Genomic DNA, 20,996 nt, shown 5'->3' on the forward strand with positions numbered 1-20,996 from the left:
TGTCAGTGGACGCGTTCTTTGGAGGGCCGGCGCCCGGAGCCGCCGCGGAGGCCGTGCGCGTGCCCTCCTCCGCGTGATCTCCGAGACACGGCGCCGATGCGGCGCATCTCCTCGTGCAGGTCCAGGAACAGGGTCAGCTCGAAGGCGTGGGCGAATACCGAGTCGTTCTTCACGATCGGGATGAACGACCAGATGACCGTCCGATTGTCCCCGGGCGTGCCCACGACGAGCCCGTTCTTCCCCGTGTCCAGGCATTTCCTGACGATCCCGGCCGTGTCCGCGGGAAGGATGTGGATCGGGTCGTCCTTTCCCAGCGAGCGCGCCAGCACGTGCGCCGCGGCGTTGCAGAATCGAAGCGTGCCGTCGCCGGAGAACTCAAGAACCGGGTGGGGGTTGGCGCGCGGCACCTCGGCGAGCTTCTCCGCCGTCTCCTCCGCGCGTTTGCGCTCCAGCTCGGCCGCGGCGCGCACGGCGAAGATCTGGATCATCGAGTTGGCGACCTGCATGTTGGCGGGGGGCCGGCACCAGAGCGCGACGAGGAGCCCGAGGACCCGGCCGTGCGAATCGAACAGCGGTGTCCCGACGTAGCTCTGGACCTTCATGTCGACCAGCATGCGGTCCCGTGGAAACTTCTCCTGCACGTCTCGCGGGTGCGAGCAGAAGGTCCGGCCGATCACGGCTTCGCACGGAGTGCCCGCCAGGTCGTACTCGAAGTTCGGGGCGATCTCTCCCTGCGCGCTGACGGCCAGCGTCCGGATCGCGTCTTTCCCCTCCTTCAGCTCGCCGACCAGGGCATAGTCGGCCTTCACGCTCTTTGCCAGGTGAAGGACGAGGGAACGGAACAAGTCCTCCCCCTGCTTCGGCGAGATCCCCTGCGCCAGGCTGATCAGCGTCTGCTCGGCGCGCCGGCGCTCGACCACCCTTCCCAGCTGCACCCCGACCTGCTTCATGATCATCAGGATCGCCTCGTCCGGCTCGACCTTCTCAGTGTGGAAGAATTCCAGCACGCCCGCGACTTCGCGGCCGACCAGGATCGGGAAGGCGAAGGCGGTCTTCAGCCCCAGGTCATGCACCATCCGGTTGCGCGGGAAGTTCGTGTCCATCGTCACGTCCGAGACCCAGATCGGGGCACCGCCCGCCAGGACCCGGCCCGGGAGACCGACTCCGCCGCCGAACGTGAGGGCCTCGCTGATCTTGCGGAACGACTCGAAGCGCTCCGGTCCGTCGAGGTGCCACAGACGCGCCGAGGCGAGCTCGTCCTTCTCGTCGATCCTCAGGAGGGCGTGGCCGACCGGCCAGCCGGTGAGGCCGCAGACGGCGTCGAGAGTCGTCTGCAGCGCCTCCTCGATCGTGCTGGATTCGTTGGAGGCCGACGTGACCACACGCAGAAGGTGAACGAAGGCGTTCTCTTTACGCAGCTGCCGGCGGATCCGCCTCAAGAGCAGCCTGTCTGCCTTGACTTCGACTTCCTGGTTGGGCACTCCCATCGGACACCCCCTCGCTCCCGGACGAACGGTCCCCCAACCTTGTCCTGGTGATGCGTATCAGTGTATATGACTTATGCGCCCCCGGAAAAGATTCTCCGTCCGCCATCTCGCTTGACTTCGCGAGCGCCGCTCGCTTACGATGGCACCCGACCGAAGCTCTTGTCGGTCAATTGGATAGACCGCGCGGCGGACGGTCGGATCGATCCCTCAGAGCGAAAACTTTACGCAGGCCCCGCGCGGGACCAGCAGACTGGCGGCACGCTTCCAAAGACGTGAGCGTCCACAGCGTCGCCAGGTGACCGGCCCGGCCGTGTCCGGGCCGCCATCGCAGGCGCTTCCCGCGCTTCGAGGCGTGCGTTGCCATCGCGCGTCCCCACCGGCTCCAGCAGCACCCCGGAGTCGATCCGCGCCCTGATCCGGTCCGACCCCTCCGTCATCCAGCGGGACCTTAGCCTTTTCGACTTCGACATCAGGACGGGACCGACGGCAAGCCTCGATGCGATCGGGGTCGACCGTTCGGGGAGTCTGGCCCTCGTCGTGATCGCCACCGGGGACCCGGAGGCGGCGCTGGCGCGGCTCCTCGATGGTCATCTCTGGGCCGCCGACCAGCGCGATCTTCTCGGACGGCTGTTCGCCGAGCGAGGCGTCGACGCCGAACGTCCGGCAATCGGATTTCTCCTCTCCCCCTCGTTCAGCCATCACTTCCTTCGCCGATTGTCCCTGCTGTCGGTCCGGGTCACGCCCTGCCTGGCGCGCGAAATTGACGCAGGCGACGGGGACCGCCGGGCGATCGTCGAGCCCGCGGCGACTCTGTTCGGTCTCGACAGCGTCGAGCCGCGAGACCAGGCCGAAGCGGGACGGGAAACCCGGCAGCCGTTCTGGCCCGAAGGTGTGCTTCCGTCGGGCGAGACCGAGACCGTGTCCCGCGGCATTCGTCCGGTCCTGGCCGACGCGGAGGATGCGTCCGGGACACCGGCTCCGACGATGGCACCCGAGCAGGCGGCGGACATGCCGTGGCCGGACGGGCCGGAGGAGCGGTTCCCCTGGGAGATGGACGAGGCGGGAGCGCCGCCCGCTCCGATCCCTTCGGACGCTGAGCCGGCGCTCCCCGGCTCGTTCGAGACGCTGACGATGGAAGAGCTGGAGGAATTCGAGCGATTCGAGCGCCAGAGGCTCGATCGCGGCAGGAGATCGTCGTGAGGAGGAACGGTTGACCAGGCGCCGGCTGGGCCGCGGCCTGTACGATCTCGGCGTCTCGCCATTCGCTGCTCCCGAGACAAGACCCCTGGAGCTGACCCTCGTCAAGGAGGCGTCCCCGGCGGCCCGTCCGCGTCCGATCGTCGTCTGCGTCACCAGCGGCAAGGGCGGGACGGGGAAATCGATCCTCACCAGCAATCTGGCCGTCCACCTGGCCGCGTCCGGGATGAGGGTCGTCGCGGTCGACGCCGACATGGGGCTCGCGAACCTGCACCTGCTCCTCGGCATGCAGCCGCGCCGCACGGTGATGGACGTCATCGAAGCGGGCGCGACGATCGACGACATCGCCGAGGACGGTCCGCTCGGGGTGCGGCTGGCCGGCGGCGGGTCGGGCCGGCCGGAGATGGCCGACCTGCACGCGAGCCGCCTGCGGCGCCTGGTGGCCGCCCTGGACGCGACGGGCGACAGGGCCGACGTGGTGCTGGTGGACACCGGGGCCGGCATCGGACGGGCCACGACCTCGTTCCTGTACGCCTTCGAAGCGATCCTGGTCGTCACGAGCCCGGACCTGACCGCCATGACCGACGGCTACGCGGTCATCAAGAACGTGTCCCGCAACAATCGTTCGGCGCGCATCTTCGTCGTGGTGAACCGCGCGCACAGCGCCGTCGAGGGGCTGGAGGTCTTCTCCCGGATCGAGCGCGTCAGTCAGCGCTTCCTCGAACGCGGCCTGACGTATCTCGGTCATGTGCTCAACGACGCGCGCGTCAGCACCTCGGTGGCCGCCCGCATCCCGATCCTTCTCAACCAGCCGGCCGCGCCTGCCTCCGCCTGTCTGCGCGGAGTGGGCCGGGCGCTTCTCCTGGAAATCGAGAGCCGGCGTTCTGCAGCCGGAGAGTCGGATCGGGGACCCGAATGCGCGTGATCGCCATCGCCAACCAGAAGGGGGGCTGCGGCAAGACGACGACAGCCATCAACCTGGGGGCCTGCCTCGCCCGGCTCGGACGCAGGACCCTCCTCGTCGATCTCGACCCCCAGGCCCACGCCTCCCTCGGCCTGAGCCGCGGGCGGCCGGACCTCGAGGGCGCGACGGTCTACGACGCCCTTTTGGACGGCGGCGGCTTCGAGGGAGTCGTCAGGAAGGTGTCCGACAATCTCGATCTGGCCCCCTCGAACCCGCGGCTGCTCCTCGCCGAGCAGCGGCTTCAGCTGCTGCCGCACGGGGAGGAGACGCTGAAGCGGGCGCTCGGCACTCTGGACGGACGCTACGAGTTCGTCCTGATCGACTGCCCGCCCACCGGCGGTCTCCTGACCGCGAATGCCGTGCGCGCTGCCGACGAGATGATCATCACGGTCGACACCGGGTTCTTCGCCCTGTACGGCGTCAGCCAGCTTCTGGAGTTCATCGAAGGGGCCGCGAGCGGAGCGCCGCGCATCCGGGCGCTGGCCACTCTGTACGATCGCCGGACGGCCTTCGGCCGCGAGATCCTCAAGGACCTGAGCGGCTATTTCGGCGAGGCGATGTTCGGGACCGTCATCCACTCCAACGTCAAGCTGAAGGAGGCTTCCAGCTTCGGCGTGCCGATCGTCGACTACGACCCGAACGCCCGCGGCTGCCGCGACTACATGGCGCTGGCCGCGGAGGTCGTGGCGGAATGCTGACCCTCACGGAAGAAAGAAGAAGACGATGAGCGCGAGCGACAGTCGCGACCGGCCCGGCCTGACCCTGCTCGTCCAGCTCTTCGGTCGCGAGGTCCTGGACCGGCTGGCGCGCGCGGGGTACGGCGACGAGTCGGCCATCGCCACCGCGGGTCCGGATCTCCTGGCGTCCACGAGCGGCGTCTCCCTGCCCCTGGCCCGGCGGATCGTGGCGGTCGTGCAGGAGGCCCGCGGACCCGCGACGAAGCCCCCGCCCACGCCGCGCGCGGCGCGGCGCAGGAAGGGACCTTCGGCGCCGGCGGCGCCGAAGGGACCGGAGCGCCGGGTCGACGATATGGACCCCTTCGTGGACGACGTGGCGCTGGTGACCTGGATGGGATTCACGTCCAGGACTCCTTCAGGGCGGCTGTCGTTTTCGGTGGCCGATCGGATCCTCGATCCGGTCCGTCCCGATCCGTTCGCGACGGAGGATCCGCCTTGGCCGGCCGCGACGCCGGCGACCGAGCCCCGGCCCTCTCTCCCGGCGCAGGACACAGCACCTCGCCGCACGCTGCCGGGATCGTTCTGGTCCTTCGGGGCTCCCGCCAAAACCGGAAGCACCGCCGACGAAGAGGCCACTCCAACGCCCGAGATCAGGACGCCCGGGGGCGACCCGGCCCCCAGGAGGGTCCGTGATGACCACTGAACGCCGGCCGCGCCCGAGGACGTCGCCGGGCATTCCAGCGACGACCGACCTGAAAAGGATCCCTCTGCCCGCTCTCCCCCACTTCAGAAGAGCCGGGACGAAACCGGCGGTCGCGCCCGCGGCACTTTCGATACCGGTCGTCGTCGCTCCCGCGGCTCCGTCCGGTCCGGTGTCCCCTCTGGAGATGGCCGAGCTCCTGGGGCCCAATCATGAGGGAGGGATCGCTCCCGTCATCGAGCCGATCATGCCGCAGCGCACCGGCACGACCGGCGCGACCATCCTGAACGACCTCGTGGATGAGATCGAGAAGGGGCTGGAAAAGGATCTCGCGCGGGCGCCGCTCGACATGATCTCCAGGGGCTACCGGCGGGTGGTCGCCTGTACCGGCGGCCCCGCATCGTCGCGTCCCGCCCCGCCGACCGCGGGACGGATTGAAAGGAGGATAGACGAATGACCCGGTTCCGTCTGGACGATTTTTCGCTTCTCGAGACCGCGCCGACCTCGGCCGCGGGGCTGCGCGCGAAGCTGGGCGAGATGCTCATCAGCTCGACGTCGGCGCGAGTGCGCATCGAGTCCGTGAATCCGCAGACCGGCGAGTACAGGATCGTGCTGCAGGGCACGCTCGACACCGAGAAGACGCCGTTCGACAAGACCTGAACCCAGGAGGCTCCACCCGATGCAGCGATTCCGTCTGTCGGATCTCCCCACGCTCGAAGCCTCGCCCACGTCGCCCGCCACGCTGCGCACCAAGATCGGCGAGTTGATCATCCATTCGGTGAGCGCCGCCGCCCAGGTCGAGATGGTCGACCGCGAGAGCGGCGAGTACCGCGTCGTGCTGCAGGGCATGCTCGATCTGGAGGATCCGAACTCCGGACGCTGACCCTGCGCGCCGCCGAGGAGAAACCCGTGAGCGACGAGCTGCTTCGACCGTTCCGTGACAAGCTGCGCGGCCGTCCGCCCGGCCCCCGGCCGGGCGAACCGCCGGCGGCCCCGCCCGGCGACGAGGCGCCCGCGGACTCGATTCACATCCGCGAGGTGCGCGTGGGCCTGTTTCCGGAGGTCTCGCCGCTGCATCCCGGATTCGTGCCGGGTCTGCCGCGCGTGAGGATGACGATCGACCTGGGGGCCGATCTGCGCGGAACCTCGTTCCCCCTCTCCCCGGAGGGACGCGAAGCCCTCCTCGGCCTCTGCCCGCGTCTTCTGGAGCACGACTGCGGCGACGGCGACGGGATCCGGCGTCTTCTCGAGGACGGGGCGCGGGCCGCCCCGGAGACCGCGGTCGCCCCGGAGGAGACCGACCCTCGGGACGGTCTCGCCGCCGCTCACTTGATCGAGCACGTGGCGATCGAGATCCTCGTGGGCATTCTGGGTCTCCGCCGCTGCAGCGGCCTCACCTGCGCGGTCCGGGAACGGCTCGATCGTTTCGACATCTTTCTCGAGAGCCCCGATCCTTTGGCCGGGCGCGCCGCCGTGATCCTGGCGGCCGCGGTCGTGCGCGATCTCCGCCTGCGCCGCGACGCTCGCATGACGCTGCACCGCCGCTGCCGCGATCTCCTGGCTCTCCTCGCGTCGTCGCGTGCCGCCAGTCTGGTGGCCGAGGACACGGCCTCGAGGCTCGGGTGCGGTCCGGACGAGGCCCTGCAGGTCCTCGAAGAGCTCGTGCGCCTGGGCTATCTCGCGGCCGTGCCGTCCCTGCTGCTGTTCAGCTCGGCGACCGGCGTCCTGTTCCGGCGGGCGGAGATCCCCGCGACATCAAGGGGCCTCTGACCCGCCATCCCCGGGCGACGGCTGCGGGGTCGACCCTTCCTGCAGGGCGGGCCGCACGCGCTCGGTGAGATCGAGGTAGGTCTTCAGGGCACTGCCGCTCTCGCGGAAGGAATCCCGGAACAGGCGGGCGATGTCGCGACGGTCGATGACACCGGCGCGATAGGCGTCGTGCAGCTGCTGCCCGAGGAAATATCCGAGCTCGTGGATGAGGATGTTGGCGCGGCGCGGTTCGGATCGGATGCCGGCCAGAATTTCGGGGGGCACGTCTTCGTACGTCCCGTAGTTCTGCTCGAATTTCTTGTGCAGCAGGATGAAGTGGATGATCGCGTTGAAGTCCTCGTAGGTGTACGCGGTCTCCCGCTCGATGGTCTCCCTGTCCTTGCGGTAGTACTGGTAGAACGCCGTTTCGAAGAAGTGGTTGCGTCCCGGGTCGATGAGCTTCGAGCCGAAGAACCCGAGCGCCTCCTCCAGGACGCCGTTGTAGAACAGGTCGTGCTGCGGCATCTCGCGCGGCGCGTCGTCGTAGACCTCCCCTTTCAGGGCCAGGTTCACGAAGTGCGCCGCCTCCTCGCCGGCGTGCACCAGGTTGAGCCGTCCGATGAAGATGGCGTTCATGCGCGGCACGTAGCACGAGCCCCGGTTGGCGACGTGATCGGCGATCTCCTCGACCTCCTCCGCGGAGAATTCGTGGGCCTGCAGGAGGTGTCTCAGCTCCTTGTCGTCGAGCCCGGAATAGACCTCCGGGTAGATGTCGATCAGGAAGTCCCCGGGGCGACCGCTGCGCTTCACGACGTGCGTGTACTTGTCGACCCGGAGAAACCTCAGGATCGTGTCGATCATGCTGTAGACGGTCGAGGACAGGTCCACGTCCCCCTGGTCCTCGGGGTCCCCCTGCCACGCTTCGAGCGTCTGGCGGTAGGCCTCGTACTTGGCGATCGGGCTGGTGTTGAACACGCAGAAGCGATCCGGACCGAGCGTCACCACGTCAGCCTGCTGCTGACCGCGCTCCGCCAGCTGCCAGTAGATCTCCTCCAGGTTCTGGAGCACGATGACACCGCGGCGCTCCAGGGCTCTGCGCTTGAGGTTGTCGGTCACCTTGCGGGGCAGATGGTTGCGCGCCAGGTGTGACTCGCCGATCAGAACCACGATCTTGGCGCGCGGACGCTGCTGCACGATTTCGGCGATTCGGGCCGCGGCGTGCATGTCGCGCTTTCCGATGTAGCGCAGGCCGCTGCGCGGCTCGCAATCGACCCCGAAGACAGCGATCCCGCGCTCGCGGGCGACGTCGAACAGCCGCCGGAAGGACTTCCAGTCGTAGCCCCAGTCCAGGTCGTAGCGGATCCCCTTCAGGAACTCCTCCTCGCCGATCTCCCCTGTCATGAACCGATCGAGGACTTTCTGGCTGCGCGTGTAGACCATCTCCAGGCACAGAACCACTTCGCTGGCGCGATCGGCGATCTCGCGCAGGAGGCGGGCGGCGAACTCCTGCGAGGAGGGCAGGGCGTGGTAATCACCGATGTAGACGAGATCCGCCTTGAAGCAGGCGACGACCAGATCGTCGAAGGACGAGGGTCCCTCGAGGTGCGAGAACTCCTCGTGGAACTCGCGGATGTAGCGCCTGCGGGCGTTGCGGTCGATCCCGAGGATGTCCTTCTTGAGCCGGGCGACCGTCGCCCTCTGGAGGGCGATCTCCTCCCGGATCGGAGGGGTCGGAGTGGGGAGAGGAGGGCTGCTCGACATGGCGGGGTGGGGGGACCGGGCAACTCTCTACGCCCGCTCCCGCCTCGAACCGAAGCTGGGGCGGTGATCGGCCTTCAGTTGTCCTTGGTATCTTTTGATTTCTGGTCTCCGCGCTCCCCCTCGTGCATGGCGTCCTTGAAGTTTCGAATGCCGCTGCCCAGACCTCGGGCGAGCTCGGGGATCTTCTTGCCTCCAAAAATGAGAAGCAGAATGATCAAGATGAGTATCAGCTCGGGAAAGCCAATCGGACCCATTGGTAGCACCCCCAGACGGTTGATCTTAGACCCCGTGCGAGCGGGAGTCAATCAGCCGGCCTCCCAGACGCTCCTAGGGTGCGTCCGCGGGCGGCGGGAGGATGAGACGCTTGTTTCCCTCGCGTCGCGTGACGCGCGTCTGGTCGAAATGCTCCAGGAGGGGGATGGCGTTCTTGCGGCTGGTGCCGCTCAGCTCCTTGAACTCCGAGATGTCGATGACGGGTGCGCGCGCGCGCTGCTCCCAGAGGCGGCGCTTGAGATCGTCGAGAGCCCGCGCGTGGAACACCTTGCCGTCCGGGATGCGCACCAGCCGCCCGCGCAGCAGGAGCAGGTGGAACAGCCGCCGGGCCTGGGTCGGGTCGGCGTGCAGCGACGCGACCACCTCGTCGAGCTCGGGCGGATTGGTCCCCGACGAGGAGTAATGGGCCTCGATCTGCTCCAAAAGAGCCTCCTCCTTCGGCGTCAGCGCGACGCGATGGGTGGCGAGCGCGACCCGGTCCTTCTCGACTCGCACGGCCTCCTTCTGCGAGAGACCCGTCAGGATGAACTTGAAGACGTCGGGATGGAGCCGGGCGAACAGCCGTGTCCGCAGCTCCTCGCGGGGGAACCCCTCCTTGAGCGGCTCCTTCCTGTGGAACTCCGCGAGCGTCGCCTTCACCTGGTCCTCGAGATCGCTCCAGGCTTCCGCGGCCACGTAGCGCGTCGCGGCGGCGGGGAGGGACACGATCTCCCCGGCGCGCACGACCGGCTCCAGGAGATGCGCGGTCTCCACCGGCTCCAGGCCGGTGAGCGATCTCAGGTCCTGCGCGTCGACACCGGACGCCCCCGCCTCGTCGACGAGGGCGCGCAGCCGGACGACGGGCGAGGGATCGCTCAGGCGCGCGAAGCGCTCACGGGCCCCGGGCGCCGAGCGCCTCAGCTTGGGGGGGCGTGTGTGCAGGATCGTGCCGCCGCCGATGGTAATCGGCGGAGAGTAGCGGCGCAGGATGAAGCGATCACCCGGCAGCGCGGCCAGCGGCGTTTCCAGGCGGAGCTGCGCGAAACCACGGCCACCGGGAGGGAGCGTCCCGCCCTCGAACAGCTTGACGCGCGCCATCGCCTCGAGCGTGCCATGGTGGAAGCGCACCCGCGCGAGATCGCGCAGGGCGGCCTCATCCGCCACGAGCGTCTCCAGCTCGACGTCGAGCATGTACGACGGCTCGAGGACTCCCGGAACGGTCAGGAGGTTTCCTCGCTGGATCGCCCCCGCCTCGACACCTTGCAGGTTGACCGCCGTCCGCTGACCGGGATGCGCGATCGCGGTCGGCTGGTTGAAGACCTCGAGGCCGCGGACGCGCGCCTTCGTCCCCTGCGGCAGGACCGCCACCTCGTCTCCCTCGCGGATCGTGCCGGCGATCAGCGTCCCCGTCACGACGCTGCCGAATCCCTTGATGCTGAAGGAGCGGTCCACCGGCAGACGCATGAGACCGTGCGGAGCCCGCCCGGCGGCCCGTCCCGCCAGATCGCGCAGCACCGTCGTCAGCTCCTCGAGCCCGGTCCCGGTCCGGCTGCTGACCGCGACCATGGGCGCCGCCTGCAGAAACGAGCCTGCCACGAACTCGCGCGCCTCCAGGCGCACCAAGTCGAGGATGTCCGGCTCGACCAGGTCGCTCTTGGTCAGGACGACGACGCCGTCCGGGATGCGCAGCAGGCGGCAGATGTCGAAATGCTCGCGCGTCTGCGGCTTGATCGACTCGTCCGCGGCGATGACCAGCAGGACGAGGTCGATCCCTCCCACTCCCGCGAGCATGTTCTTGACGAAGCGCTCGTGACCCGGCACGTCCACGAACCCGACCCGTGTGCCGTCGTCCAGGACGAGGTTCGCGAAGCCGATGTCGATGGTGATGCCACGCTCTTTCTCTTCCTTCAGGCGGTCGGGATTCGTGCCGGTCAGGGCCTCCACCAGCAGGCTCTTGCCGTGATCGATGTGTCCGGCGGTGCCGACGACGACCTGGCGCGGGGCGATCATGGAGGCGGGGCGCGGATGCGTCCTACTCGCGGACCCGTTTCACCTTCTTCATCTCCTCGTCGTAGTACTTGCGGAAGAGGAGATCCCACTCGGCGCTGCCTTCCGGCACGTCGCGCTTGTGCAGGGCGATCTTGCGCCGGATGGCCTCCTCCATCTCGTCTTCCTTCACCAGCTCCGCCTCGAGGATCTGCAGGATCCTCTGGCGGATGTCGTTCGGGTCGAGCAGGAACTCGACGCTCTCCTCGTCCTCGAGGGCGTTGACGAAGAGGTGCGACAGGTGCACGCAGCGCTCGTGGCTGAGTCTCACGAGATCACCATTTTGCGATCCCGGGCCATCTTCGACTTCACCTTGCGGAACAGCTCCTGGTAGTTCACCATGCCGCGGCTGATCTCTTCGGAGTAGTTCTTGAGGAGCTCGTGGACCTCGTCGTTGAGCCGGTCCTCGGCCGCGAGATCGGCCAGGAACACGCCCGCCAGGAGGTCGATGGCCGCCTCCGGACGGTCCGCGGCGATGATCTCGTCCTTGATGAGTCCGCGGACGATCCGCTGGGAGATCGCCTCGACCTGATCGCGCGTCAGACGCATGAACCGCAGAATAGCACAGCGATCGAAGGCATTTCAAAAAGGAATCCCCGCGGCGTTCGGCCCGCCGCGGGGATCCTGGAAAAACCCGCCTTCGGTCCGCCCGGGGAGGGCGGCGCCGTGACCCTCAGTGCGACATCGACTCCTTCGATCGGATCCGGACCGCGGGCGCGGGGTCGGAGCCCGACGAGCGCAGCCTGGCCCCCCGGGCGGCGAGATTCTCGGGGTGCTGCTGGCGCGCGATCAGCTTGCGCAGACGCTTCTTCGCCTGGTTTTCGATCTGGCGGACACGTTCGCGCGAGACGCCGAGCTTCTCGCCGATCTCCTTCAGCGTGAACACGCGCCCCCCTTCCAGCCCGAAGCGATTGATGATGACCGTCTGCTCCTGGTCGCTCAGGCTGCGCAGCGCCATGCGGATGACCCCCTGGCTCTCGTTCTTGATCAGCTCGTCCTCGGGGTTGATCGATCGTCCGTCCACCAGGTAATCCGAGATCGGGGTGTCCTTGTCCTTCCCCACCTTCTCGTCCAGGGACAGCTCCCGCATCTTCATCTGCAGGATTTCGTCGATCTTGGCGATGGTGACGCGCAGTTCCTTGGAGATCTCCTCGCGGTCGGCTTCCCGTCCCAGCTCCCGGGCCAGCATGCGCTCGGTGTTGCGCACGTTGCGGACCTTCTTGAGCTGGTAGTTGGGGATGCGGACCATGGCGGAGTGCTGCGACAGCGCTTTCAGGATCGACTTGCGGATCCACCAGATGGCGTAGGTGATGAACTTGGTGCCGCGCGACGAGTCGAAATGGTGGGCGGCCTCGATCAGACCGATGTTCCCCTCGTTCAGCAGGTCCTCGAAGGGAAGGCCCATGTTCTTGTATTCACTGGCGATCTTCACGACGAAGCTGAGGTTGGACTTGACCAGGTCGTGGTACGAGCCGTCCTTGCCGGCCTCTTCCATCTTGACGGCTATGTCGTGTTCCTCCTCCTTTGTCAGGAGGGGGAACTCGCTGATTTCCTGTAGGTACTTGGAGACGCAGGAACTTCTTTCAAAAGAGCGATTTGCCATCAGGCTCGTCCTTCTCCTTGATCGCCCGCCTGGCAGCGCCGGGTGACCTCTTTTTCCCTTGACTTCGATTTTGTAACACCATACATTTAGGTCACTCTCGTGGGCTCAGGCCAGAAGACACGGGTCCCCTTCGATGACACAAGCGTCGATAGACACCTGCACCCCGGGTCGATTGGCGCTGGGGAATGTTGAATGGCAATCGGCTGCGCGCTTCGTCTCGACGGTTTCATCAAGATATTGACGCGGCGAATGGCTGTGGCTGTGTGAGCTGACGACGCAAGTATATGTTTGCGCGACAAGCGTGTCAAGAACTTTTTGGGTTACCAACATCGGCTTCAAGTACCTTGTTTTTCTAGTGTTTCAGCGAAAGAATCGCGGATAGACCGCATGATTACGTCAAAATTCAAGAGACAGTCCCTCCTGGTGGGGTCCAGGATCCGGTCACTGCGCAAGGATCGTGCGCTCACGCAGGCCGATCTGGCGCACCGCATCGGCATCCAGCAATCCGATCTGTGCCGCATGGAGAACGGCGAGTACAAGGTCAGCCTCGAGACTCTCTTCAAGATCCTCTCGATCTTCGAGATGAACATCTCCGATTTCTTCAACGAGGGAGCGGCGGGCGCGACACGGGAGCGCGAGTACGAATTTCTGCGCCAGTACCAGAGACTCTCCCCGCGGGCGCAGGAAGAGGTGCAGGCCTTCATTCTGTTCAAGATGCAGACCGAAGAGAAGGTCCGGGACGAAAAGATCAAGAAGGACAATTGAGGAGCCTCCCATGCCCACGGATCGCGTGGCGCATTACTCGGAGCTGACCGCCGAAGGCACGCTGCAGGTGCGGCGCGGCGAGTTCCGCCAGGCGGAGGAGCAGTTCGAGGCGGCCCTGCAGATCGCCCGTGAGCTGAACGATCAGCACCTCATCCACAGGGCGTTGTGCAACCTCTCGACGGCACGCCTCTCCCAGGGGCAGATCCAGGAGGCCGAGAAGGGCCTGCGCGAGATCCTGCTCAAGAGCTCCGACCCGAACATCATCTTCATCGCCTCGTCGAACCTGGCCAGCGCCCTGCGCCGCCAAGGGCGCCTCCACAAGGCGCTCATGTATGCCAAGCGCGCTCTCCGGGCGAGCGAGACCATCGACGACTACACCTGGAAGGCGACCTGCCACAACCTCATCGCCAACATCTACATGAACATGAGCTACCTGGACGACGCGATGGCGGAGTACCGCTTCGCCTTGACGCTCGGCCAGAAGGGAAACCTCGGCACCGCGTACCCTGTCGACTACATCAAGGAAAACCTGGGGTACTGCAGCCTGCTCAAGAAGCGCTATCGCCAGGGAATCGCCATCATCCTCGAGGCGCTCCAGATCTCGCTCGCCAACGGCAACACCCGGTGCCTGGTCGAGTGCTACCAGGACCTGTGCTTCGCCTACATGCAGCTCAAGGAGCTGAAACAGGCCGACGAGCACGGCGAGAAGGCTCTGAAGATCGCGACCGAGAAGGACTACAAGGACATCGTCAAGAATTGCTACTACCTGCTGGGCGAGGTGAACCTCCTGATGGGCAACGAAGAGCGCAGCGATCATTACTTCGACAGGCTCCAGGAGTTCTACCCGCACCTGCCGGTGCTGAAGCAGTTCCTGAGGACGTTCGACGTGAGCAACATCATCAATCTCAAGAACCCCTTCTAGGAGCGGACGCGTGCGTGGCATCGGCCGGGTGAAAGCGATCGGGATGGTGGGAGCGGCTCTCGCTTTGTGTGCCGCCACCAGCCTGTCCGCGTTCGCTTCCACGACCTCCGTCACGATCGCCGGCGGCGCGTCCCTCACCGTCTGGGAGCAGCGCGGCTGCGCCCGTCCGGGCGGGGGCCGGGAATCGTCCTCCCTGGGCTACTCGCTGATGGACGCCGCCGGGACCCATCTGGGTCTCGTGCCGACCACGGCGGACGCGGCGCGCGACGCGGAGCCCACCCTCACGCTCGACGAAAGCGGTTCGGCCGTCCTGGTCTGGAGCCGCTTCGACGGGTCCTTCCGCAAGATCGCCTACGCCCGCTTCGCGGGGGGCGCCTGGACCAATGTCCATTACCTCACGTTCGGGCCCGGGAACAACTACGAGCCGCGGATCGGCACCTCCCTGGCCGGGTCGTTCCTGTTCTATTACGGACAACCCGACACCTACCAGTATGCCCCGCTCGATCTCGTGACGGGGCGGCTGTTCGCGGCGCCGAAGACGCTCGACCTCGGAAGCGCGGGTCGCGACGTCGCGCCTCAGCGTACGCGCGGCGGGTTCTCGATCCAGGGCGCCACGGACGTGCCCGTCACGGGGGTCAAAGGGGGCGGAGGCGGGTCTCGACCGATCATCCTGGGAGCCGTGGACGTGCCGGTCACGGGGAACCGCACGCATGCGGTCATCTGGGCCGTCGGCTCGGGCGGGGATTGCCGGGGGATCGTCCTGGTGATACCGGCGCGTGGTCTCGAGAGCGCGCTGGTGTTCCGCTTCGCGAACGGCCGGACCAGCCTGCTGCAGCGGGTCGACCTCCCCGCGCGGGTCGCGGAGAGATTCGGCACGGACCTGGCCGCATCCTACCTTCCGATCGCCTGCTTCTGACGGAGAGAGCGCTCCCCCGCCCTCAGTGGTAGGGGTAGTGATCGTCCTCGCCGCGCATCACACGGAAGCGGCGCCGGCGCAGGCGCCAGCGCAGCTCGTTCCAGACTTCCTTCAGCCGCCAGGCGCGCTTCAGGTACAGGTACCCGAACAGCATCCCGCCGAGGTGGGCGAAATGCGCCACGTTGTCCGGCAGGCCCAGGAGGGAGAACAGCTCGATCCCCGTGCACAGAAGGACGAAGCTGATCGCCCGCATGGGGAAGATGAACCAGAAGAAGATCTGTCGATTGGGGTACATCAGACCGTAGGCCAGCATCACCCCGAAGATGGCGCCCGAAGCGCCGATCGTGTTGCTGTCCCTGAACACGAAGCAGGTCGTGATGGCCGCTCCGATGCCGCACAGGAAGTAATATTTCACGAACTCGCGCGTCCCCCAGACGCGCTCGACCTCCGTCCCGAACATCCAGAGCATGAGCATGTTCAGGAGCAGGTGGCTGAGCCAGCTCGTGGAGTGCAGGAACATATAGGTGACCAGGCGCCAGAGCTGCAAATTGTGCAGAACCATGTTCGGCAGCAGACCGAAGATCTGCTCGACGTCGTCCGTCCGGGCAATCTGCTGCGCCAGCACCTGGAGCGCGAACACGCTGACGTTCGCGATCAGGAGCGCCTTCACACCCGGGGTGATGCGACCACCGAGACCGATCTGAGGGCTGTATTGCGGGCGGTGGGAGGACATGTCCGGACGTTAACACACGATCCAGGGCATTGCAAGGAAACGGCCGTGGATGGAGCGCGGCTCTAGGTCTCGCGCAGGTCGGTGTTCCAGTAGGCGATGTCGAGGAAGTTCTTCCAGACCTCGTACTGCCCGGTGGTGAACGAGATCTTGACGAGCGGATGCCAGCGCGGCTTCACCGGCGGACGGATGATGTGCATGCCGGCCTCCTCCGGGAGGAGGCCTCCCTTCCTGGAATTGCAGGCGATGCAGCAGCACACGACGTTCTCCCAGGTCGACTTTCCCCCGCGCGACAGCGGCACGACGTGGTCGAGGTTGAGATCGCGCGTCTGGAACTTCTCGCCGCAGTACTGGCAGCGGTTGCGGTCGCGATAGAAGATGTTCTTCCGGGTGAAGCGGACCTCGTGCCGGGGCAGCCGATCGAAATCCACCAGCAGGACGACGCGCGGAATGCGGATGCGCAGCGTCGGCGTGATGATGGAATCCTCGTGGGGCTGGGGCGGGACGTCCACCCAGTCCTCCCAGTCGTATGTCGTGTAATCGGAGGCCACGGCGCGCACATGCCCCTTGTAGAGGAGACAGAATGCCTTGCGGACCGTGGTGACCTGGATGGCCTGAAACAGTCTGTTGAGAACGAGAACGTTGGTGTCCAGCATCGTTGGCGACGGCGCCCCGCGGCCGGCAGCCTCCCCGGGGTACCCTGGAAAAAATAGAACGGCGTCAGCCTTTTGTCAAGGAGCGGCGACCGTTCCGCGCGGGCCGGTAGGAGGTGATCAGGCTCTTTTTTTCCCTGTGCCGCTCGACGGCCAGACGGATCAGCCGATCGACCAGGGCCGGGAACGGCACGCCGCTCGCCTCCCACAGCTTCGGATACATGCTGATCGGCGTGAACCCGGGGATCGTGTTCACTTCGTTGATGAAGAGGGCATCGCTCGTCCGGTCGAGGAAAAAATCGGCGCGGGCCATGCCGCAGAGGTCCAGGGCCCGGAACGCGCGCAGCGCCAGGTCGCGGACGCGTTGTGTCTGCTCCGGGCTCAAGGGGGCCGGAATCAGCAGGCGCGAGTTCTCGTCGATGTACTTGGCCCGGTAATCGTAGAACTCGTTTCCCGGCACGATCTCCCCCGGCACCGAGGCCTCCGGCTCGTCGTTCCCGAGGACGCTGCACTCGATCTCGCGCGCGTCGACGCCTCGCTCCACGATGATCTTGCGGTCGTAGCGCGCCGCCAGATCGATGGCCTCGAGGAGATCGGCGCGCCGCTTCGCCTTGCTGACCCCGACGCTCGAGCCGCCGTTCGCGGGCTTCACGAAGCAGGGATAGCCGAAGGCCTCCTCGACCGCCTGGACGAAGCGGTCGCGCCCGGCTTCGAGGTCGCTTCGCCGCAGGACACGGTGATCGACGATCGGGAGACCGGCCTCGCGGAACACGACCTTCATCATCGCCTTGTCCATCCCCAGCGCCGAGCCCAGGACACCCGCGCCGACGTAGGGGATGTCCGCCAGCTCGAGGAGCCCCTGTAGCGTGCCCTCCTCTCCGCCCATGCCATGGACGACGGGGAAGATGACATCGAGTCGCCCCAGCGGCCCCGGGTCGCGGCCCGGCCCGGCGGCGGACTTGAGGGCCGCCCTGGGCAGGGAGGCGAGCGCCGTTCCCGCCCGCCCGCCGTTCCTCAGACGCACGAGCCCCCGCACCGAGGGATCGGGGGGCAGGGTCCAATGCGCTCCAGCCAGCACCCAGCGTCCCTGCCGCGTGATGCCGATCGGGACGACCTCGTACCGGCGCGGGTCGAGCGCCTGCATGATGGCCCGCGCCGAGACCAGAGAGACCTCGTGCTCGACCGACCGGCCGCCGTAGATCACGCCGACGCGAAGGCGGGCGTGACCGTGGCCGGCGCCGCGGGTCTCCTTCTTCCGTGTCCTCACGAGTCACCCCCCCGGCCGAGGACCCAGACCGGCGCGAGCGACCTCGCGACGGAGGCCGGCGGCCCGGCGGCCCTGGAGGCGCGCAGGGCCGCCCGGACGCGCGTTTCGATCCGATCCGCCTGCGAGGGGTCCAGGGCCGACAGGAACACCGCCTCGGGATACTCGCGCCTGAGCCTGTCGAGCGCGTCCGCGGGGGCCAGATCCATCTTGTTGAACACCACGAGACGCGGGTCGTCGGCGAGCCCCAGGCCCTCCAGGGTGTCGCGTGTGCTCCTCATCTGGTCCTGCAGCGAAGAGGAGGAGGAGTCGACGACGTGCACGAGGAGGTCGGTGCCGGCCGCCTCTTCGAGCGTGCTGCGGAACGAGGCGACGAGGTGGTGCGGCAGCTTGCGGATGAACCCGACCGTGTCGACGACCAGGAAGGACGGACGCCCGCCGCGCTCGCAGCGCCGCACCAGCGGATCGAGCGTGGAGAAGAGGCGGTTCTCGACTCGCGCACGGGCACCGGTCAACAGGTTCATGAGGGTCGATTTGCCGGCGTTCGTGTAGCCGACGAGCGCCACGCGCGGCACGGCCGAGCGCTTCTTGCGCCGTTCATCGCGCTCGGTCTCGATGCTGCTCAGGTCCGACGCCAGGCGCGCGATCCGCCTGCGGATCAGGCGGCGGTCGATCTCGAGCTGCGTCTCGCCCACGCCCCTCTGCCCGATGCCGCCGTCCTGCCGCGACAGGTGGGTCCACTGACGCGTCAGGCGCGGCAGGAGATAGCGCAGCTGCGCCAGCTCGACCTGGGTGCGCGCCTCGCGCGTGCGGGCGCGGCGCGCGAAGATGTCGAGGATGAGGCCGGAGCGGTCCAGGATCTTCACGCCGGCCTCCTTCTCGAGGTTCTTGACCTGGGCCGGTGACAGGTCCTCGTCGAAGATGGCCAGATCGGCCCGGCGCGCGCGGGCCATCAGCGCCAGCTCCTCCACCTTGCCGCGTCTCACCAGCGTCGCCGCGTGCAGGGGGCCCCGATCCTGGACCACCGTGCCGACGACCAGGGCTCCCGCCGTCTCCGCGAGAAGACCCAGCTCCAGAAGGTGCTCGTCGACCTCGGCGCGGTCACAGCGATTGCGGCAGAGCCCTACGAGAATGGCCTGTTCCGGACGGTTCACCCGAAGATCTTAATCTCCGGCGGGGGCAGCGTCAATGCGGCGGCGGGATCAGGTGCCGGGGACCCGGTCTACCGGTGGGCGGTCCGGGCGGCGGCATCGTCCTTCAACAACGCCTCGAGGAGCGCCTCGTAATTGGAGGGCAGCAAGGTGCCGGCGTAGCGAATCACGCCGTCTTTTCCGATGAGAAAATTCTGCGGAATGTACTCGACCTTGTAACGATCCTGGACTTCGCCGCCGTCGTCCCAAAGGATGGGGTAGTTGATCTTCATGTCGCGGGCCGCGGCCCGCACGCCGTCCTTCGTCTGATCCCTTTCGACGACAATCCCGAGAATCTGAACGCCCCGATCGCGGTACTTCTCCTGGATCGTGCGCAGCGCCGGGATCTCCTCCAGGCACGGGACGCACCAGGTCGCCCAGAAGACGACGTGGACCACCTGCTTCCCCCGCAGCTCTTTCAGCGTGTGCTTCTGGTTGTTCAGATCCTTGAGCGTGAAATCGTGCGCGAGGTCGCCGACACGATTTCCGGCGAGCGGCCCGAGGGTCGGCATCTTCTGTGCCCGCAGAGGCGCCGCGGGCAGAAGGAGGATCGCCAGAGCACCTCCCGCCAGGACACTCAGGAGCCGGGGCCGACGCAGGATGGCGCTCAGAGGGAATCTCTCACAGGATCGGATTGATCTTCTCGATCAGCTTGTCTTTCGGCACGTACCCCAGCAATTGGTCCTGAACCTTCCCTCCCTTGAAGAGCAGGACGGTCGGGACCGACATGATGCCGTACCGGACGGCGGTGGACTGCGCCTTGTCGATGTCCAGGTGCGCCACCTTCAGGCGGCCGTCGTACTCCTGCGCGATCGCCTCGACGATCGGCTGCAGCCTCTTGCAGGGCGCGCACCACTCCGCGGAAAAATCCAGGAGAACCGGGACGGTCGAGCGCAGGACCTCGCTCTCGAAATTGCCGTCGTCCACCTCGACCACGCCCCGCAAGGTGTTTCTCCTCAGCCTGTCACGCGAACGTTGATTATACCATCCCTCAGGCCAGCCGAAAGGTGGTGCGGATGCTGCCGACGACCAGGTCGCGGTGGTTGCGGATCTCGTCCACGAACCGTGCGCGCAGGCTCGAGGCCTCCTCCGCCGGGAGGACCTCGAGCTGACGCAGCGCCTCGAGAGCCACGCTGTGCCTCGATCGCTGCCCTTCCCCGTCCGAGATCTTGAGAGCCAGGCCGTACCCCGTCCCGCCCCGTTCCCAGGCGAGGGCATACATCCCCTCGGCGCCGATCTTGGCGATGAGACCGGAGCGGCCGGTCCGCATGAGCGCGGTGCACAACCGGTCGGTGCCGGCGATCATCTCGGGGTGGCCGCGCATGGCCGCGACCGCACGCCGCACGGAGGAGTCCGCGTCCGCCGCGGGTCCGGCAGGCGCCGCGAGCCGCGCGTACAGCAGCGCCAGACCGGCCAGCGGCATGGCGAAGGTGGGCGCCGAGCAGCCGTCGATCAGGCTGGGCGCGGGGCCCGGCGCGAGACCGGCGAGGGACTCGAGGCGCGCGCGGATGCGCTCCTGCACCGGGTGTCCCGGCTCCAGATAACGATCGATCGGGGCCCCCAGGTGGACCGCCAGCGCCAGCATGCCGGCGTGCTTCCCGGAGCAGTTGTTGTGCAGGGGCGTGGGCTCCTGGCCGCTCTGCCGGAGGGCGCGGGCGGAGGGCCGGTGGTAGGGATCGTGCGCGCCGCACTGCAGCGCCCTCTCGTCGAGACCGATCGTCTCGAGAATCGAGCGGACGGCGCCGACGTGGAACGGCTCGCCGCCGTGTGATCCGATCATCACGGCGATCTGCTCGTCGCTGAAGCGGAAGCGCTCCGCGCCCCCCGAGTCGATCAGCGGCAGAACCTGCGCCGGCTTCGCGGTGGAGCGCAGCACGACCGGTTGCGTCGGTTCGCCGACGGCCGCGACGCGTCTGCCCAGCGCGTCGACCACCGCGATCGCCCCGAAATGGACGGACTCGACGATCTCGCCGCGGCGGACCTCGACCAATGGGACATAGCCTCTGGACACGCGATCCACCTCCCGATTCTCCGTCATTCTAATCCGAACCCGCGAACTCCCCGGTTGCCGCGCGCTGTCGGCGTGTATTACCATGCGCGGACCCCGCGCGACTCGGGCC

The 20,996-nt window shown here is 67.2% G+C and carries 25 protein-coding genes; 11 read left to right on the top strand and 14 right to left on the bottom strand.

Translation table 11 applies throughout. The features are described from left to right. Window positions 1-2: 2 nt before the first annotated feature. Complete coding sequence (locus VEW47_16470) at window positions 3-1,487, bottom strand: GAF domain-containing protein (GenBank protein HYS06776.1); 1,485 nt, start codon at window positions 1,485-1,487, stop codon at window positions 3-5. 357 nt (window positions 1,488-1,844) lie between these two features. Between VEW47_16470 and VEW47_16475 the strand changes: the two genes are divergently transcribed. The 8 genes from VEW47_16475 to VEW47_16510 are packed head-to-tail and all read left to right on the top strand — an operon-like array spanning window position 1,845 to window position 6,795. Further along, a complete protein-coding gene (locus VEW47_16475) occupies window positions 1,845-2,687 on the top strand; it encodes a hypothetical protein (GenBank protein HYS06777.1) in 843 nt (280 codons plus the stop codon). A gap of 10 nt (window positions 2,688-2,697) precedes the next feature. Beyond that, window positions 2,698-3,609 (top strand): P-loop NTPase, encoded by a 912-nt coding sequence (locus VEW47_16480; protein HYS06778.1) that lies wholly within the window; start codon window positions 2,698-2,700, stop codon window positions 3,607-3,609. After that, a complete protein-coding gene (locus VEW47_16485; GenBank protein HYS06779.1) occupies window positions 3,600-4,346 on the top strand; it encodes a ParA family protein in 747 nt (248 codons plus the stop codon). The genes VEW47_16480 and VEW47_16485 overlap by 10 nt, the downstream gene beginning before the upstream one ends. 25 nt (window positions 4,347-4,371) lie before the next feature. Beyond that, complete coding sequence (locus VEW47_16490; GenBank protein ID HYS06780.1) at window positions 4,372-5,028, top strand: hypothetical protein; 657 nt, start codon at window positions 4,372-4,374, stop codon at window positions 5,026-5,028. Next, entirely contained in the window at window positions 5,018-5,482 is a 465-nt protein-coding gene (locus VEW47_16495; protein HYS06781.1) for a hypothetical protein, read from the top strand. The genes VEW47_16490 and VEW47_16495 overlap by 11 nt, the downstream gene beginning before the upstream one ends. Next, window positions 5,479-5,685, top strand: a complete 207-nt coding sequence (locus VEW47_16500) for a hypothetical protein (protein ID HYS06782.1) — start codon at window positions 5,479-5,481, stop codon at window positions 5,683-5,685. Before VEW47_16495 ends, VEW47_16500 begins: the two co-directional genes overlap by 4 nt. Before the next feature lie 19 nt (window positions 5,686-5,704). Then, the gene (locus tag VEW47_16505) at window positions 5,705-5,908 is read left to right on the top strand and encodes a hypothetical protein (GenBank protein HYS06783.1); all 204 of its coding nucleotides are present in this window, start codon (window positions 5,705-5,707) and stop codon (window positions 5,906-5,908) included. Window positions 5,909-5,934: 26 nt separating this feature from the next. After that, complete coding sequence (locus tag VEW47_16510; protein HYS06784.1) at window positions 5,935-6,795, top strand: hypothetical protein; 861 nt, start codon at window positions 5,935-5,937, stop codon at window positions 6,793-6,795. Here the strand turns inward: VEW47_16510 and VEW47_16515 are convergent. From VEW47_16515 to VEW47_16540, 6 genes are all read right to left on the bottom strand, one after another. Further along, on the bottom strand, window positions 6,781-8,535 hold the full coding sequence (locus VEW47_16515) for a ChaN family lipoprotein (GenBank protein ID HYS06785.1): 1,755 nt from the start codon (window positions 8,533-8,535) through the stop codon (window positions 6,781-6,783). The genes VEW47_16510 and VEW47_16515 overlap by 15 nt on opposite strands. A 74-nt stretch (window positions 8,536-8,609) precedes the next feature. Next, window positions 8,610-8,789, bottom strand: a complete 180-nt coding sequence (tatA, locus tag VEW47_16520; protein HYS06786.1) for a twin-arginine translocase TatA/TatE family subunit — start codon at window positions 8,787-8,789, stop codon at window positions 8,610-8,612. Window positions 8,790-8,862: 73 nt separating this feature from the next. Then, complete coding sequence (gene selB / locus VEW47_16525) at window positions 8,863-10,797, bottom strand: selenocysteine-specific translation elongation factor (protein ID HYS06787.1); 1,935 nt, start codon at window positions 10,795-10,797, stop codon at window positions 8,863-8,865. A gap of 22 nt (window positions 10,798-10,819) precedes the next feature. After that, window positions 10,820-11,104 carry a DUF507 family protein gene (locus tag VEW47_16530; protein HYS06788.1) on the bottom strand — a complete coding sequence of 95 codons (285 nt, stop codon included), beginning with the start codon at window positions 11,102-11,104 and terminating at the stop codon, window positions 10,820-10,822. Continuing rightward, window positions 11,101-11,382: a DUF507 family protein gene (locus tag VEW47_16535; GenBank protein ID HYS06789.1), complete on the bottom strand. Its 282-nt coding sequence runs from the start codon at window positions 11,380-11,382 to the stop codon at window positions 11,101-11,103. The genes VEW47_16530 and VEW47_16535 overlap by 4 nt, the downstream gene beginning before the upstream one ends. 124 nt (window positions 11,383-11,506) lie before the next feature. Next, a complete protein-coding gene (locus VEW47_16540; protein HYS06790.1) occupies window positions 11,507-12,328 on the bottom strand; it encodes an RNA polymerase sigma factor RpoD/SigA in 822 nt (273 codons plus the stop codon). 495 nt (window positions 12,329-12,823) lie between these two features. On the opposite strand from VEW47_16540, the gene VEW47_16545 reads away from it, so the two are divergent. Genes VEW47_16545 through VEW47_16555 form a run of 3 tightly spaced genes read left to right on the top strand, consistent with a single transcriptional unit; the run spans window position 12,824 to window position 15,039 of the window. Next, entirely contained in the window at window positions 12,824-13,201 is a 378-nt protein-coding gene (locus tag VEW47_16545; GenBank protein ID HYS06791.1) for a helix-turn-helix transcriptional regulator, read from the top strand. Between the two features lie 10 nt (window positions 13,202-13,211). After that, window positions 13,212-14,123, top strand: a complete 912-nt coding sequence (locus VEW47_16550; GenBank protein HYS06792.1) for a tetratricopeptide repeat protein — start codon at window positions 13,212-13,214, stop codon at window positions 14,121-14,123. A gap of 10 nt (window positions 14,124-14,133) precedes the next feature. After that, entirely contained in the window at window positions 14,134-15,039 is a 906-nt protein-coding gene (locus VEW47_16555) for a hypothetical protein (GenBank protein ID HYS06793.1), read from the top strand. A 22-nt stretch (window positions 15,040-15,061) separates the two neighbouring features. Here VEW47_16555 and VEW47_16560 read toward each other — a convergent pair whose 3' ends face one another. The 7 genes from VEW47_16560 to VEW47_16590 all read right to left on the bottom strand — a co-directional run bounded on the left by VEW47_16560 (window position 15,062) and on the right by VEW47_16590 (window position 20,887). Next, a complete protein-coding gene (locus VEW47_16560; protein ID HYS06794.1) occupies window positions 15,062-15,772 on the bottom strand; it encodes a rhomboid family intramembrane serine protease in 711 nt (236 codons plus the stop codon). 62 nt (window positions 15,773-15,834) lie between these two features. Further along, window positions 15,835-16,425: an HNH endonuclease gene (locus VEW47_16565; protein ID HYS06795.1), complete on the bottom strand. Its 591-nt coding sequence runs from the start codon at window positions 16,423-16,425 to the stop codon at window positions 15,835-15,837. Between the two features lie 64 nt (window positions 16,426-16,489). Continuing rightward, complete coding sequence (locus VEW47_16570) at window positions 16,490-17,689, bottom strand: D-alanine--D-alanine ligase family protein (protein HYS06796.1); 1,200 nt, start codon at window positions 17,687-17,689, stop codon at window positions 16,490-16,492. Then, window positions 17,686-18,840 carry a GTPase HflX gene (gene hflX, locus VEW47_16575; GenBank protein HYS06797.1) on the bottom strand — a complete coding sequence of 385 codons (1,155 nt, stop codon included), beginning with the start codon at window positions 18,838-18,840 and terminating at the stop codon, window positions 17,686-17,688. Before hflX ends, VEW47_16570 begins: the two co-directional genes overlap by 4 nt. A 68-nt stretch (window positions 18,841-18,908) precedes the next feature. Further along, window positions 18,909-19,388: a TlpA disulfide reductase family protein gene (locus VEW47_16580; GenBank protein HYS06798.1), complete on the bottom strand. Its 480-nt coding sequence runs from the start codon at window positions 19,386-19,388 to the stop codon at window positions 18,909-18,911. A 109-nt stretch (window positions 19,389-19,497) separates the two neighbouring features. Next, window positions 19,498-19,812, bottom strand: coding sequence for a thioredoxin (trxA, locus tag VEW47_16585; protein ID HYS06799.1), 315 nt, complete (start codon window positions 19,810-19,812; stop codon window positions 19,498-19,500). A 55-nt stretch (window positions 19,813-19,867) separates the two neighbouring features. Next, window positions 19,868-20,887 (bottom strand): asparaginase, encoded by a 1,020-nt coding sequence (locus VEW47_16590; protein ID HYS06800.1) that lies wholly within the window; start codon window positions 20,885-20,887, stop codon window positions 19,868-19,870. Window positions 20,888-20,996: the final 109 nt, after the last annotated feature.

The organism is Candidatus Dormiibacterota bacterium (assembly GCA_035635555.1).
In the GTDB taxonomy this organism is placed as follows: domain Bacteria; phylum Acidobacteriota; class Polarisedimenticolia; order Gp22-AA2; family Gp22-AA2; genus Gp22-AA3.

Bases quoted from the DNA above. Each gene is read 5' to 3' on its own strand.
- VEW47_16470 (HYS06776.1), bottom strand. From the start codon at position 1,487: ATGGGAGTGCCCAACCAGGAAGTCGAAGTCAAGGCAGACAGGCTGCTC.
- VEW47_16485 (HYS06779.1), top strand. From the start codon at position 3,600: ATGCGCGTGATCGCCATCGCCAACCAGAAGGGGGGCTGCGGCAAGACG.
- VEW47_16490 (HYS06780.1), top strand. From the start codon at position 4,372: ATGAGCGCGAGCGACAGTCGCGACCGGCCCGGCCTGACCCTGCTCGTC.
- VEW47_16495 (HYS06781.1), top strand. From the start codon at position 5,018: ATGACCACTGAACGCCGGCCGCGCCCGAGGACGTCGCCGGGCATTCCA.
- VEW47_16500 (HYS06782.1), top strand. From the start codon at position 5,479: ATGACCCGGTTCCGTCTGGACGATTTTTCGCTTCTCGAGACCGCGCCG.
- VEW47_16505 (HYS06783.1), top strand. From the start codon at position 5,705: ATGCAGCGATTCCGTCTGTCGGATCTCCCCACGCTCGAAGCCTCGCCC.
- VEW47_16515 (HYS06785.1), bottom strand. From the start codon at position 8,535: ATGTCGAGCAGCCCTCCTCTCCCCACTCCGACCCCTCCGATCCGGGAG.
- tatA (HYS06786.1), bottom strand. From the start codon at position 8,789: ATGGGTCCGATTGGCTTTCCCGAGCTGATACTCATCTTGATCATTCTG.
- selB (HYS06787.1), bottom strand. From the start codon at position 10,797: ATGATCGCCCCGCGCCAGGTCGTCGTCGGCACCGCCGGACACATCGAT.
- VEW47_16535 (HYS06789.1), bottom strand. From the start codon at position 11,382: ATGCGTCTGACGCGCGATCAGGTCGAGGCGATCTCCCAGCGGATCGTC.
- VEW47_16540 (HYS06790.1), bottom strand. From the start codon at position 12,328: ATGGAAGAGGCCGGCAAGGACGGCTCGTACCACGACCTGGTCAAGTCC.
- VEW47_16545 (HYS06791.1), top strand. From the start codon at position 12,824: ATGATTACGTCAAAATTCAAGAGACAGTCCCTCCTGGTGGGGTCCAGG.
- VEW47_16550 (HYS06792.1), top strand. From the start codon at position 13,212: ATGCCCACGGATCGCGTGGCGCATTACTCGGAGCTGACCGCCGAAGGC.
- VEW47_16560 (HYS06794.1), bottom strand. From the start codon at position 15,772: ATGTCCTCCCACCGCCCGCAATACAGCCCTCAGATCGGTCTCGGTGGT.
- VEW47_16565 (HYS06795.1), bottom strand. From the start codon at position 16,425: ATGCTGGACACCAACGTTCTCGTTCTCAACAGACTGTTTCAGGCCATC.
- VEW47_16580 (HYS06798.1), bottom strand. From the start codon at position 19,388: ATGCCGACCCTCGGGCCGCTCGCCGGAAATCGTGTCGGCGACCTCGCG.